General features: G+C 44.5%; 12 protein-coding genes. 8 read left to right on the top strand and 4 right to left on the bottom strand.

Annotated features, from left to right (window positions below; all coding sequences use genetic code 11):
* The first annotated feature begins 47 nt into the window (after nt 1-47).
* Nucleotides 48-425 (top strand): MerR family transcriptional regulator, encoded by a 378-nt coding sequence (locus C8N29_RS02350; RefSeq protein ID WP_107864412.1) that lies wholly within the window; start codon nt 48-50, stop codon nt 423-425.
* A gap of 10 nt (nt 426-435) precedes the next feature.
* Complete coding sequence (locus tag C8N29_RS02345; RefSeq protein WP_107864411.1) at nt 436-1,308, top strand: Dyp-type peroxidase; 873 nt, start codon at nt 436-438, stop codon at nt 1,306-1,308.
* A 113-nt stretch (nt 1,309-1,421) separates the two neighbouring features.
* Here the strand turns inward: C8N29_RS02345 and C8N29_RS02340 are convergent, their stop codons facing one another.
* From C8N29_RS02340 to C8N29_RS02330, 3 genes are all read right to left on the bottom strand, one after another.
* The gene (locus C8N29_RS02340) at nt 1,422-2,147 is read right to left on the bottom strand and encodes a proteasome-type protease (protein ID WP_107864410.1); all 726 of its coding nucleotides are present in this window, start codon (nt 2,145-2,147) and stop codon (nt 1,422-1,424) included.
* A gap of 144 nt (nt 2,148-2,291) precedes the next feature.
* Nucleotides 2,292-3,035 (bottom strand): alpha-E domain-containing protein, encoded by a 744-nt coding sequence (locus C8N29_RS02335; protein WP_107864409.1) that lies wholly within the window; start codon nt 3,033-3,035, stop codon nt 2,292-2,294.
* A gap of 3 nt (nt 3,036-3,038) precedes the next feature.
* Nucleotides 3,039-4,499 carry a circularly permuted type 2 ATP-grasp protein gene (locus tag C8N29_RS02330; protein ID WP_107864408.1) on the bottom strand — a complete coding sequence of 487 codons (1,461 nt, stop codon included), beginning with the start codon at nt 4,497-4,499 and terminating at the stop codon, nt 3,039-3,041.
* 573 nt (nt 4,500-5,072) lie between these two features.
* Here C8N29_RS02330 and C8N29_RS02325 point away from each other — a divergent pair.
* From C8N29_RS02325 to C8N29_RS02315, 3 genes are all read left to right on the top strand, one after another.
* Nucleotides 5,073-7,097 carry a M3 family metallopeptidase gene (locus C8N29_RS02325; RefSeq protein WP_107864407.1) on the top strand — a complete coding sequence of 675 codons (2,025 nt, stop codon included), beginning with the start codon at nt 5,073-5,075 and terminating at the stop codon, nt 7,095-7,097.
* 210 nt (nt 7,098-7,307) lie between these two features.
* The gene (locus C8N29_RS02320; protein WP_239986938.1) at nt 7,308-7,514 is read left to right on the top strand and encodes a YheV family putative zinc ribbon protein; all 207 of its coding nucleotides are present in this window, start codon (nt 7,308-7,310) and stop codon (nt 7,512-7,514) included.
* Between the two features lie 93 nt (nt 7,515-7,607).
* Nucleotides 7,608-8,624, top strand: a complete 1,017-nt coding sequence (locus C8N29_RS02315) for an AraC family transcriptional regulator (RefSeq protein WP_170106854.1) — start codon at nt 7,608-7,610, stop codon at nt 8,622-8,624.
* A 46-nt stretch (nt 8,625-8,670) separates the two neighbouring features.
* On the opposite strand, the gene C8N29_RS02310 is transcribed toward C8N29_RS02315, so the two are convergent.
* Nucleotides 8,671-10,425 carry a hypothetical protein gene (locus C8N29_RS02310; protein WP_107864404.1) on the bottom strand — a complete coding sequence of 585 codons (1,755 nt, stop codon included), beginning with the start codon at nt 10,423-10,425 and terminating at the stop codon, nt 8,671-8,673.
* Between the two features lie 327 nt (nt 10,426-10,752).
* Here C8N29_RS02310 and C8N29_RS02305 point away from each other — a divergent pair, with 327 nt between their 5' ends.
* The 3 genes from C8N29_RS02305 to C8N29_RS02295 all read left to right on the top strand — a co-directional run bounded on the left by C8N29_RS02305 (nt 10,753) and on the right by C8N29_RS02295 (nt 13,874).
* Nucleotides 10,753-12,171 carry an ATP-binding protein gene (locus C8N29_RS02305; RefSeq protein WP_107864403.1) on the top strand — a complete coding sequence of 473 codons (1,419 nt, stop codon included), beginning with the start codon at nt 10,753-10,755 and terminating at the stop codon, nt 12,169-12,171.
* 7 nt (nt 12,172-12,178) lie between these two features.
* Nucleotides 12,179-12,865, top strand: a complete 687-nt coding sequence (locus tag C8N29_RS02300) for a response regulator (RefSeq protein WP_239986937.1) — start codon at nt 12,179-12,181, stop codon at nt 12,863-12,865.
* A gap of 217 nt (nt 12,866-13,082) precedes the next feature.
* Nucleotides 13,083-13,874 (top strand): intradiol ring-cleavage dioxygenase, encoded by a 792-nt coding sequence (locus tag C8N29_RS02295; protein WP_107864401.1) that lies wholly within the window; start codon nt 13,083-13,085, stop codon nt 13,872-13,874.
* Nucleotides 13,875-13,905 lie beyond the last annotated feature (31 nt).

The raw sequence follows: 13,905 nt of genomic DNA, 5'->3' as shown, positions 1-13,905 counted from the left end.
CGATGGACTAAACTCCAAGGTCAAGTACTTTTTGAGGGAGAGACACGATGTTAATTGGACAACTTGCGCAAGCGACAATGGTTAGCCGTGATACCATCCGCTTTTACGAAAAACAGGGCTTGATTCGTAGTCATAAACAAGAGAACGGTTACAAGTCTTACAGTAAGCAAACGGTTGATACCATTCATTTTATTAAATTAGCCCAAGAGTTAGGCTTTTCTTTACGCGAGATAGCCGATATTACGCCCATGCTCATGGGAGGGACATTAGCCAGCGAATTAGTGAGTACCTTTATTGACAACAAAATTGCCCTGATTGACCAACGTATTGCCAATTTACAACAACTCAAACAACGCTTATTAACCTTGCCTATTGGCGAATCTTGTCCCTTACGCCGTGACTGCTCAACGCTTACGACTCATTAGGAAACATACCATGACCTATCAACGCGGTATTTTAGCCAGCCTGCCGCAAGCGGCTCGTTATTTAAGTTTTAACGCCTTACCCAGCGCCGATATTCACACCGTATTCGCACAACTGTGTGCTTTAGTAGACGGGGAACAGATTGTCTTAGGTTTGGGTAAATCGTTACTGCAACGCTTAGCAATTAACAGCCCCAAACTGCCCAATTTTCCTAGCTACACCCATATGGGCATTCATATCCCTTCTACTCCCCATGACTTATGGTTGTGGTTGCGCGGTGATGATAGAGGGGAGTTATTGTTAAGTAGCCAACATCTGACTCGCTTATTAGCCCCTGCTTTTGTGTGTGTAGACATTGTTGAAGGATTTTGCCACTTAGGTGGCCGCGACTTAACAGGTTATGAAGATGGAACAGAAAACCCACAAGGCGATGAGGCTGTCCGTGCCGCTTTTGTCAACGAACCAGACAGTGTCTTAACAGGCAGTAGTTTTGTCGCAGTTCAACAGTGGCAGCACAGTATGTCGACTTTTGCCACTTATGATGAGAATGAACAAGATAATATGATGGGTCGTCGCCGTCGCGATAATGAAGAGCTTGACGATGCCCCCGAATCAGCGCATGTGAAGCGTACAGCTCAAGAAAGTTTTAGTCCTGAAGCCTTTCTGTTAAGACGGTCTATGACATGGGCAACAGGGGTAAATGGCGGTCTCATGTTTGTCGCCTTTGGTCACTCGTTACAAGCCTTTAGCCAACAACTTAGACGCATGGTAGGCCTTGAAGATGGCATCAGTGATGCGCTGTTCAAATTTACTCAACCGACCACGGGGGCTTATTATTGGTGTCCTCCCCTACGTGATGGCAAAATTTATTTGCCTACGCTATGAATAGTTAAATATGCTCATATAGCCCCCTCCGTGAATTGAGGGGGTTGGTCAGTGTCATCACCGTCTAAGGCTGAGTCACTGATGGCCTATCTCGTATATAGCCTAATCAGGGTTTACGCCCAATAATTATCTGGCGGTGGCGGCAAACTGGCTAAAGTCGCTTTTAAGCCTTCTGACCAATGGGTACGAATCATGTGCCAATATGGGTCATCATCGTGTAAACGCCGCCCTGAAGGGACTAACAAACTGTCTTTTTTATACACCAATAAATCTAAGGGTGTACCTACCGACAAATTACTACGAATAGTTGAATCAAAAGAAATCAGCGCACAACGTAAGGCTTTTTCGATAGAGGTCTTATAGTCTAAGGCACGGTCTAAAATGGGCTTACCGTATTTACTTTCACCAATTTGAAAATACGGCGTATCTTCGGTAGATACAATAAAATTCCCTTGCGGATAGATGTTATATAACTGCGGCTCTTCACCCTTAATTTGTCCCGCCAACAATAAGGAACAGGAAAAGTCCATGTCTTGCTCTTTATATTTTTTTAGCACATCACGTAAGGTATCGCCTACCAAGCTCGCCGCCTCAAACAAAGAACCCACATTATGTAAGTGCCGTCCTTCGTCTTGTTTAATACGCTGACGTAACAAGGTAATAACGGCTTGCGAGGTCGCTAAATTTCCTGCACTTTGAATGACTAATACACGCTCATGGTCAATACCAAAAATATGTAATTTTCTAAAAACGGCAATGTGGTCTACGCCCGCATTGGTACGTGAATCACTGACGAGAACTAAGCCTTCGTTCAAACGCATGGCAACACAATAGGTCATTGTAGTTTCCTAACAATTAGTGAGACATAAGAAGCCAAGACACCTTTATATTGTGGCTACGAAGATGTTTGGATACGGTCATTATAGGGTTTTATATAGATATTTCCCCTTCTGCCGTTGGCAAAAGGGGTCTGCGATAACGCGTTAAGTGGCAAATACATCGGTCAAACAATGGGTTAGGCCTTGTAAACACAGTTGTGCTTCTTTGGCACGCGTCAGCTCTTTTTGTTCGGGTAACAGTTGTGTCACTGACAATAAATCCTGACCCGCCTGCTGGGCATTATGCCAAATTAAGCCATCTAAGCCCATTAACTGCTGCGCCAAACTGGCTGCTGCTGTTTGCACCTCGGTTTTAGACGGGGCTTTAGCATCAGGGGTGGCTAATTTTCTAAAGGCATGGTCTAGCTGCTCAACATATAACCCAATTAACATCAGACGCTGTGCTTGCTGGTCTTGTGTTTGGGCAATCATGTGGTCTATCGCACTTAAGTCTTGTTGCAAACTTTTATAGAGGGCAACATGGTCGCTATAAACCCCTATCATGCGCGAACGTTCCTGCCATGATAACCATAGACTATTAATCGCCACCCATAATTCATCACTAATCCGTCCACGTGTCGCTTGTGCATCTGCACGCGTCGCTTCTAAACAGGCACTTAAGCTGGTGGGATTATTGGCCGTGATAAAAAATTCAGCCAATGCTTCTGGACTAAGTGTCATGTATTGCTGATAAAAATTCTGCCATGTGCCTGTAATACTGAGCGGAATGCCCAAACTCTCAATGCTTGGGTTTTTTAAGCAATCTAATAGTAAATCGACTAATGCTTGGCTACGACTAAAATAACGACCTAACCAATACAAATCTGCCGCTGTCGAAAGTAGCAACATAATTTATTCCGCCTCCGCTAACACCCACGTATCTTTAGTTCCACCCCCTTGCGATGAATTAACCACTAAGGAGCCTGCTTTTAGGGCGACGCGTGTTAATCCACCTGCCACTAAGCGTGTCGTTTTACCCGATAACACAAAAGGACGCAAATCAATGTGTCGGGGTGCGATACCTGCGGCGACAAAGGTTGGGCAGGTAGAAAGCGCGAGGGTGGGTTGCGCAATATAGGCCTCTGGGGTGGCTATGAGCTTCGCTCTAAACTCCTCTAATTCGGCTTGTGTGGCTGCTGGGCCAATTAACATGCCATATCCGCCCGAACCTTGCGCTTCTTTGACCACCAACTCAGGTAAATTAGCCAACACATGGCTTAAATCGGCAGGTTTACGACATTGCCATGTCGGTACATTTTCTAGTATAGGTTCTTCACTCAGATAAAAACGAATCATATCAGGCACATAGGGATAGATAGATTTGTCATCTGCGACACCCGTACCAACGGCATTGGCTAAAATTACATTCCCTGCTTTATAAGCAGACATTAAACCAGCCACACCTAACATCGAATTGGGATTAAAGGCTAAGGGGTCAATAAACGCATCATCTAAACGGCGATAAATGACATCAACACGCTCTAAACCGTTGATAGTTTTCATGTATACAATGTCATCTTTGACCACTAAATCGCTGCCACTGACCAAATTTACGCCCATAGAACGGGCTAAAAAGGCATGCTCAAAAAAGGCACTATTAAAACGACCAGGTGTTAAAATGGCAATGGTCGGTGTCCCTTGCGGCGCAGCCTCCAATAACGTTTGCTTCAGATAATCAGGATATTGATTAACAGGTAAGACCTTATGTTTGGCCATTAAGTCAGGAAATAATCGCTCGGTCATTTTTCGATTTTCGAGCATATAGGACACACCTGACGGCGTGCGTAAATTATCTTCCAACACATAATAACGGCCATCGCTATGACGCACTAAATCAATACCTGCAATATGCGCATAAATTTTATTCGGCAAGGTCAGACCAATCATGGCCGCTTGATAATGTTCATTGCCTAATATTTGCTCACGCGGAATAATGCCTGCTTTAATAATGTGTTGTTCATGGTAAACATCATGCAAAAACGCATTTAAGGCTAACACCCGTTGCTCACAGCCTTTGGCCATGATTTGCCATTCGTGATGTGGAATCACACGCGGAATCATGTCAAAAGGAATCAAACGCTCGGTGCCTGCTGTGTCGCCATAGACGGTAAAGGTAATACCTTGTTGGCGGAACAAGGTGTCGGCTTGTTGCCTGTTTTTTAACATTTGCTCCAAAGGCGTTTGCGCTAACCATTGGGCAATCTGTTGATAATGTGGACGATTTTCACCTTGACTCATCATCTCGTCATAGTGTGTTGGGTTTGGAAAATAGCCATAGTTATTTTCAGAAACAACAATATTGTGACAGGCCATCTTGAGTTACTCCCCTTTTATGTCGTCATCATCATTGGCAAAAATGTGCATTACTCAGTCAGACCATCGCCCTTTATACTGTCCTATGATTATTGTGAGTAGCCAGTCATCATAAGGCGTAACGCGCTCTGTTTTAGTGCAAATCTTGGACTGAGTATGTCTACGTTATGGTGTCAATAAACACGTAATCTGCCCATAACAGCATAGACAGTGAATAGCAGGACAACAGCGTTGGCTGACTCTTCACACTTAAAAGGGATTGATGCAAAAGTTTTGCCAACTTTTTTGCCCTATTTTTGCCAAAAATCGCACCAATAAAGTGCAAGCATTTTGAGTGGTGTTAGCGATTTTTTGGCAACACCCACGAGCGATTCAAAAGAGTCATTTATTGGGTTTGGCATAAAAAATAGACCGCCTAAAGCTATGTCTTCTGTTTGAGTCGATATACGGCACTTTGTTGGTATCAACAAAGCAACAATCGTCTCTTTTACTTAGGGATTGAACTGTTTAAGCTAAGTCCTAAATACGGCATGCTGAGATGCTTTATCCCATTTATTGTAGACGGTAAATCTTATGTCTAATCCTTTACTTATAAATACGCACTTACCCGCTTTTAGCCAAATCACACCTGAACTCGCTCAACCCACCATTCAGCAATTAATTGACGATAATCGTACACACATTGCGAGACTGGCGACACAACATACACCCACATGGTCATCTTTAGCGGCTAAGTTAGAGGAATTAGATGACAATTTGAGCAGGGCATGGTCAATTATTAGCCACTTAAACGCCGTAACCAATAGTCCTGCTTGGCGTGATGCTTATAACCACTGTTTAGCCTTGATTTCGGCATATTACACCGAGCTAGGACAAAACACGGCACTTTTTCAGGCCTATCAAAGTATTGCCGATAGTCCTGACTTTGAGACCTTGAGTATTGCCCAACAACAAGCCGTACGTAATGCTTTGCGCGACTTTCGTTTAAGTGGGGTCGCCTTAGCCCCGACAGAAAAACAGCGCTTTGCCGCGATTGAAGAACGGCTATCCGCACTCTCTGCCAAATTTGCCGATAATTTATTAGATGCCACACAAGCATGGCATAAATCGTTGAGCACGGCAGAAATGCAAGGTATTCCTGAGGCACAACGTGCATTGTTAGCACAATTAGCGCAACAACGTGGACTTGAAGGCTACATTGTGACGCTGGATGCACCTGCTTATTTGGCGGTCATGACCTATGCCGACGACCGTACACTGCGTGAAACCGTTTATCGTGCCTATGTTACCCGCGCCTCCGAATTGAGTGCTGAGGGTCAGTTTGATAACTCCGCATTAATGAGTGAGATACTGGCTTTACGTTATGAGCAAGCACAACTTTTAGGTTATGCACATTATGCCGAATTGTCTTTAGTCCCTAAAATGGCCGCTTCGGTTGATGTGGTCATGGCGTTTTTGCAAACCCTTGCCCAGCGTGCTAAACCTGCTGCTCAACAAGACCTTGCCGAAGTACAAGCCTATGGCCAAACACTGGGTATTGACACCGTCAAGCCGTGGGATATTGGCTATATTTCCGAAAAAATTAAACAACAAAAGCTGAATTTATCGCAGGCAACCCTACGCGCTTATTTTCCTGCTCCACAGGTAATAACAGGCTTATTTGCCATTGTCGAAAAGCTCTATGGCATTCAAATTTACGCCAAAGACACAGAAGTCTGGGCAGAGGGGGTCAGCTATTACGAAATTAGCGAACAAGGGCGCACTATTGCCAGTTTCTACCTAGACCCTTATGCACGCGCCAACAAACGGGGCGGTGCATGGATGAGTAACTGCCGTTCACGTCGTCAATTAGCCGATGGCCGTGAGCAATTGCCCATCGCTTTTTTAACCTGTAATTTTACGCCGCCTGTTGGTCAACAACCTGCTCTACTGACACATGAAGAAGTCATTACCCTCTTCCATGAGTTTGGTCATGGTTTGCACCACATGCTGACCGAAGTCAATATCAGTGCCGTTGGCGGCATTCATGGCGTCGCATGGGATGCCGTCGAGTTACCAAGCCAGTTTATGGAACATTGGTGTTGGGAAGAAGAAGCACTCGCCTTGATGACTCGACATATTGATAGCCAAGAAGCCCTGCCTAAAGCCTTACTCAATAGTTTATTGGCAGCCAAAAACTTTCAGTCGGGTCTACAAACCCTACGCCAATTAGAATTTGCTCTCTTCGACTTACGCATTCATAGTCAAGCGCCACTCACTGCTGCACAAATTCAGGCTGAACTTGATGCCGTACGCGCTGACGTGAGTGTGCTAATTCCCCCTCCCTTTAATCGTTTCCAACACAGTTTTAGCCATATTTTTGCAGGTGGTTACGCTGCAGGTTACTATAGCTATAAGTGGGCAGAAGTATTATCGAGCGATGCCTTTTCTCGTTTTGAGCAAGAAGGGATTTTTAATGCACAGACAGGGGCAGCGTTCCGTGAAACTATTTTAGCTAAAGGTGGTAGCCAACCCGCTTTAGATTTATTTATTGCATTTAGAGGCCGCGAACCCAATATCGATGCATTACTACGCCACAGCGGTTTAGAGCAGGCTTAGTTTATGTTGGGCGTTTGATTGTGGTTAGAAACGAAGCTGGGCTGAAGCACAGCTTCTGCGAATGTGTCACTGTTTTGCACAGCGTTGACTCGGCTGACTTCCCATAACGCCATCCTCATTATCGGACTAGACTTAACGCGCTGAGGACTTACTTAGCGTTCAACGGCTGTTATCGCAACTGAGCATCCTGAAAATCATGAGGTGTTATTGATGATAAAAAAACGTTTTATTGCAGGCGCAACCTGTAAACAGTGTCAGAAACAAGATGTGATTCGTTGGTGTAAAGATGCCATTAATGACCAAGAATGGATTGAATGTGTGAGTTGTGGCTATCACGAAAATCGTGCCGACGCGGTGATGCAGGCTGAGCATCCACAACCACAGGAGAATATCGTCAATATTGTCAAATTTACGTAGTGAACGGCATGAATACCTCACGATTCGCGCCATAACAGTCTTTTTTGTGGCACTATCAGTCGGCCTCATTTTCTGTTGTGAATGACATTGCCCATGAAACATGATTTAGACCCTAACAAAGCCGTTGTCCCCATCGCTTACCCACGTTTGCTATTAGATATTATGGCGGAGCGCGGTTTTAGTCGTCATGTCGTGTTAGCTGGCTCAAACTTACAAGAGAGCCTGTTTGACCAACCAGAACAACGTATTAGTCCTGCACAATTTTTGTTTATTGTGCTTAATAGTTTTTATTTGAGTAAGGACGCCAGTTTAGGCTATGAAATGGGGCTACGCACGCCTGTCACCTCACACGGCTTTTTGGGCTACGGGGTGATGAGTTGTGCCAACCTCGAAGAGGCTATCAAACTCGCACAACGATTTGTCCGTTTACGTACAGTTCTCATGCGTTTTCATTATTTTATTGAAGGTGATGAAGCCGTTGTTGAGGCAACCGCTAACTACCCTGTGGGCTTATTACGGCAGTTTGTGTTTGAAAGTTTACTGCTCAGCTTAGCGCGTGCAGGCAGCTTTATTACTGGCAACAGTTTATATGACGGGAAGATTTATTTTGATTTTCCCGAACCCGATTATTATGCTCACATTAAAGACCGTGTGCCGCCTGTTTATTTTAATCGACCTGCCAATCAACTTCGGTTTCCTAAGCACTACTTACAACAAGCCTTAATCATGGCAGACCCTGTAGCAGCCAAACTCGCTGCCGAACAATGCGAACGCGAATTAGCCTTAATGGATATGAGCCATGATATACCTAGCCAAGTCCGTGCGTTATTAAATCATCAACAAGGCCACTACCCCAATTTAGAGCAAGTCGCTGAACGCCTGTGTGTGTCATCACGTACCTTAAAACGGCGCTTACAAGAATATGGCTTAGGCTTTCAACACTTGTTAGATGAGGCACGTAAGCGCGATGCGATTCAGTTAATCCAAACCACACCGCTCACCATTGAACAAATCGCACAGCGTTTGGGTTATACCGACCCTGCAAACTTTACCCGTGCCTTCAAAAAATGGACGGGCGAAACACCCAGTAATTTTAGGTTACGCACTTAGCGACTAGACCCATATTGCTTGTGCAAGCTCTACAGCAACACCCTCGTTAGAGCTTAGCCCACAAATCGTCTACATCTACCTCATCTAAATTACCTAAACCGTCATCGACAGGTGGTAATTCGGTATTGATAATGGCAAACTCAAATTGATAGATACTTTGGGTAGCTAATAGCAAGTGTGTTAATTGCATTTGTACTTGTTGGCCATTCAAACTCACGCCAATGGTACTGCCAGAAACTAAGCCCGCATTAGGCACAATAATCGATGCAGGCCGCTCTAATATGCGCATTTCAGGAATCAAAAATCCACGCATGTATTCGCTGGCCACATGGCCGTTTTTCATTAAACAGACCCCACAGGGTTTAGGTTGAGCTGCCAATAACTCCACACCTAACTCCACTTGCTGTTGTGCTGTTTGCTTTAGCCAATGCAAAATACCAATCCCCCACCCTTGGCCACGTTGTTCGCTCATGCCAATAATTTCACCCACACGCAACAAGTCGGGTACTTGGTCTGGCCAAAGCAAGCCATAACCTGCGGGGCAACGGTTAATTGCCGTTGCACGATAGGGCATATAGGTCATTTTTGGTACTTCGGGCATGGGTGTGTCTTCTGGCTCTTCGTCTATGGCACTGACAGCGCCATAACAAATTTGCCATGCATCGGGCTGTTCCTCTAATATTTCGCCATCATCTAAACCAAACAAAAATTTGGGTTGCTCTATTTCGTCTTTTTTTTCCTCGCCACGCACTAAGGTCTTAAATTCGGTTTGCCCACCCGCATAATAGTGTGCCGATGACAAGCCTAAACACAACAAAATATGTTTATGGCACGCGGTACGTTCAAAATCTCGTTGTAAAGGCTGCCGCCACACTCTGATTAAATGTAAGAGCAGACTGAGAGGTAAGACGGGGCTGTCGGCTTGTGCTTGTTTTTCTAAATCCGTCACCAACGCAGATACCTGAATATACCAACTGTCATACGCGGTAATCGCACGATGATGATATAAAGGCGGGTTATCGTCTAAATTACAGACCAATAAGCTACCCTGTATATCGGTAGATAAACTGACCAAACTTTGCCACTGCTGGCTATGCTTTTCGATGAGGGTTATTTCGACTGGCCTGAGTTTATTGGGTTGACTGGCGGCTAATAACACTGCCCGTAAATAACTTTGACGAATGGTACTGGTTTCTGTGGCCGAGACTTTGAGTTCTAAGTCCCATAAATCTTGTGCTTGGGCAACACGGCTTAACTTATGAATATCTGCCCAAATCCCTGTCGGTAAATCTTCGTATTGCCTGAAGCTGTCTAACAGGAGTTGTCTTAGCTCGGTGAGGGCACGGTAAATCGCACTAGCGGCTAAATTAAGTAAATTCTTACGTCCCCAACTCAAAAAACCTGTTTTCTTTTGTAGTTTGTGTAAGGACTCAATAGCAACTACTTTGTAATTTAAGGCTAAGGTTTTGCGTAGTGCCCATGTTAAGGCATAAACCCGTCGGCCATATTTAGGTAATACAAGACTCTGATTTTGATAATGCTTTTCTAAGGTATTAATCAGACTATGAATCGTGGGTTGAATAATTTCTAACAACTCAAAACGTAGGTCTTCATCAATATCGAGGGTGCTGAGCTCGGTAATGGTTTGATATAACTGCTTACCACTTTCTGCTGCATTCATAATCGGCAACGACTGAACCCATTGCCGCATCGCGTCTTTATGATGATGCACCAAACTCAGCGTTTTACGGTCGCGTGTTGGTAAGGATAAACCAAGAATACTATCGCTCAGCGTTGTCATGATATGTGCGTTACCCAAAATTCATCCGTTTGCTAGTGATGCTTATTTTGACTGTACATCAAGGCTAACTGTCTGCCTATCTCTGCTGATGAGTCTTTATTTGAGCGGCTCACCCAATGGGGTAATCGTCAGTCGTCGGTAAATAGCGCACCGTTGCCCTTGATAATTAGAAATCTATCACAATTCTACACAGAGCCAAGCCTGTAACCTTACAAATGGTCAGTTTATTTGGTTGAAATGTTGAGCAAAAGCCATAGAGTCCATATTTGTTGCACGATTTAAGGCTAAAATCGACCAGAATTTATAGAGTAGCCCAAGGTTTAGGTGATGTGGCAAGGTTTAAGCGTACGCAACAAATTATTATTTGCCATGATTACCGTCAATATGGTGCTGACATCCGTCATGTATTGGCAAAATAACCGTAGTTTTGAGCGGGGGTTTAGTAATTATTTGGCACAACAATTATTAGCCGAACAAGACGAATTAGCCGCAGGTTTGATTAGTCGTTATCAACGCTTTGGTAGTTGGCAATGGCTACAAGAAAAACCCGAAGTCTTACAAGAGTTAGGGCTAACTTATAGCCAAGACCGACTCAAACGCTTACGTTTGCCACCGCTACCGTCTGAACATAGGCATTCGCAAGAGCGTCCACCACCACCTCCACGTCATGAGCGTTATTTTTTTGGTCTTATCGTACTAGATGCAAAAGGCATCCCCTTAATGGGATTCAAACAACTCCCGCCCGATGCCGTCAGTCGTCCTTTACACCTTAACGATAAACTGATTGGCTATCTAAGTTATTTACCACGTCACGATTTGAGTAATAGTTTAGATACGGCGTTTAGGCAACAACAACAACAGACTTTTGCGTTGATTGCCTTGGCGATGTTAGGTGGGTCAATTTTATTGGCATGGGGGATTGCACAGTGGCTCAACCACCGTTTGCGACCGCTCACCCAAGGTACACAACACTTAATAAAAGGCCAATTCCAACATCGTTTAGCCATCACAGGTCAAGATGAATTAAGTCAATTAGCGGCTGATTTTAATCGTCTCGCGCAAAGTCTAGAGGCGCATCAACAGGATAGGCAGCGTTGGATTGTTGATATTTCCCATGAATTACGGACGCCACTCACGATATTACAAGGCGAGTTAGAAGCCTTATGTGATGGCATTAGACCTGCATCACCTGATTATTTGCAGTCCTTATGGCAAGAAATTCAGCGTTTAACACGACTGGTATCTGACTTGCATCTTTTATCGCAAGCCGATGCTGGCTCCTTGTCTTATCATTGGCAGCCGATAGATGTGTATGAACATCTCGAAGATTGTTTAGACCAAATGAGTCACGCCTTTGCCAACAAAGCCTTAACACTCACACTGACAGGCACGTCGGCCATCATCATGGCGGATGATAATCGGCTCAAGCAACTGTGGCAGAATTTGGCACAAAACACCTTACGTTATACCGATGCAGGTGGGCAACTGCATATCACACTCAAGGTTGTTGGCGAAAAGCTCATCGTCATCTGGGAAGATTCTAGCCCTTGTGTCAGTGATGCCGACCTCCCCCGCCTCACGGAGCGTTTATTTCGGGTAGACCATTCTCGACAACAGCAAACAGGCGGCTCGGGATTAGGCTTGTCTATCGTCAAAGCCATTGCTGATGCTCATCATGCCTCATTGGAAGCCAGCCATAGCCATTTAGGCGGGTTATGTTGGACATTAGCATTTAAGCGGATTTAGGAGTGGTATGATGAGTAGTCATATTTTAGTGGTTGAAGATGAACATAAAATCGCGCAATTATTACAAGACTATTTACATCACGAAGGCATGACGAGTACACATTTGAGTCGTGGAGATGCCGTTGAACCGTGGTTAGCACAACAACATGCCGATTTAATTTTATTGGATGTGATGTTGCCTGCGGTGTCTGGTCTGGAGTTATGCAAACGAATTCGACAAAACGCCAACATTCCGATTATGTTAGTAACCGCACGTACTGAAGAAATTGACCGTTTATTAGGCTTGGAATTGGGCGCTGATGATTATATTTGCAAACCCTTTAGCCCACGCGAAGTGGTTGCTCGGGTGAAAACCGTGTTGCGTCGTTGCCAACAGCCCGCCCTTAACACAACCCACCTCTCCCCGCTCAAATTAGACAGAGCCAGTTATCAAGCATGGTTACATGGCCATAACCTTGAATTAACGGCTGTTGAATTTTTATTATTAGCCACGCTCGTCGAACATCCAACGCGTATTTTTAATCGTGAACAATTAATGAACCTTATCTATCAAGACCATCGTGTGGTTGCTGATAGAACGATTGACAGCCATATCAAAAAAATACGGCGCAAAATCAGTCAAATACTGCCTAACCAAGAACTGATTCATTCTTTATATGGTGTTGGCTATAAATACGAATGGACTGGCCTTTAGGCATTATTCACGCTTGGCGTGTGAGCCGCATGACGGCTAACCATAAACCCAAATCAGACACATGCGCTCCCGCCTATTGTAGCAAGTACTTGCATCGTCCTTGCAGACGAAACCTTGTTTTATCCGTATTCTCATCTTATTTCTTGCACATTCCTTATACACACTAAGCGTTATGGATACATCGTATTCACCTCCGTTTCTTTATAAGGATTAAAAAATGACTACGCCTATTTCTCAACATCGTGGCTTTAATCGTCGCCAACTATTGGGAGGACTCAGCGCCTTAACCGCGCTCAGTGTCATCGGTTGCAACAGTGGTGGTGACAATAGTAGCAACAATACCAGTAGCCAAAATAATAGCGCTACTAACAACACGACCAGCGAGACAACAACGGATACGCTCAATGGCAATTGCGTGATTATTCCCACCGAAACCATTGGCCCCTATCCTTTATTAGCGTTTCTCAGTAATTCGGCCGTACGTCGCCAAGATATTCGCGATGACAGAACGGGCGTGTTATTGACCGTGAAATTAAAAATCGTCAATGTGAATGACAGTTGTCGTCCCTTAGCCAATACCGCCGTTTATATTTGGCATTGTGATAAAGATGGGGCGTATTCGGGTTATAGCTCTGGCCAAAACGGCAATCATGCCAACGAAAGTTTTTTACGTGGCGTACAAGTCAGTGATGACAATGGCGAAGTCACCTTTACCACGATTTATCCTGGTTGGTATGCAGGTCGAATTACCCATATTCATTTTCAGGTGTATTTGGCAAATAACTTAAATGTCTCCGCCATTGCTACCTCACAAATGGCCTTTCCGCAAGCCATTAGCCAAGCCGTTTACAATAGCAGTTTATACAGTAGTCATGGCCAAAATAGTTCGGTTAGTAGCTTTAGTGCTGACAATGTCTTTAGTGATGGTGTTAGCTATCAAATGACCACCGTAACGGGTGACGTCAATACAGGTTATATTGCGAGTTTAACCGCAGGCATTGCCGCATAAACTCGCTTTATCTTTCCACGATACGTCCTTA

The organism is Agitococcus lubricus, assembly GCF_003051055.1.
Lineage (GTDB): Bacteria > Pseudomonadota > Gammaproteobacteria > Pseudomonadales > Moraxellaceae > Agitococcus > Agitococcus lubricus.
The sequence above is the reverse complement of the archived record's forward strand: the minus strand, read 5'-3'. Positions and strand labels throughout refer to the sequence as shown.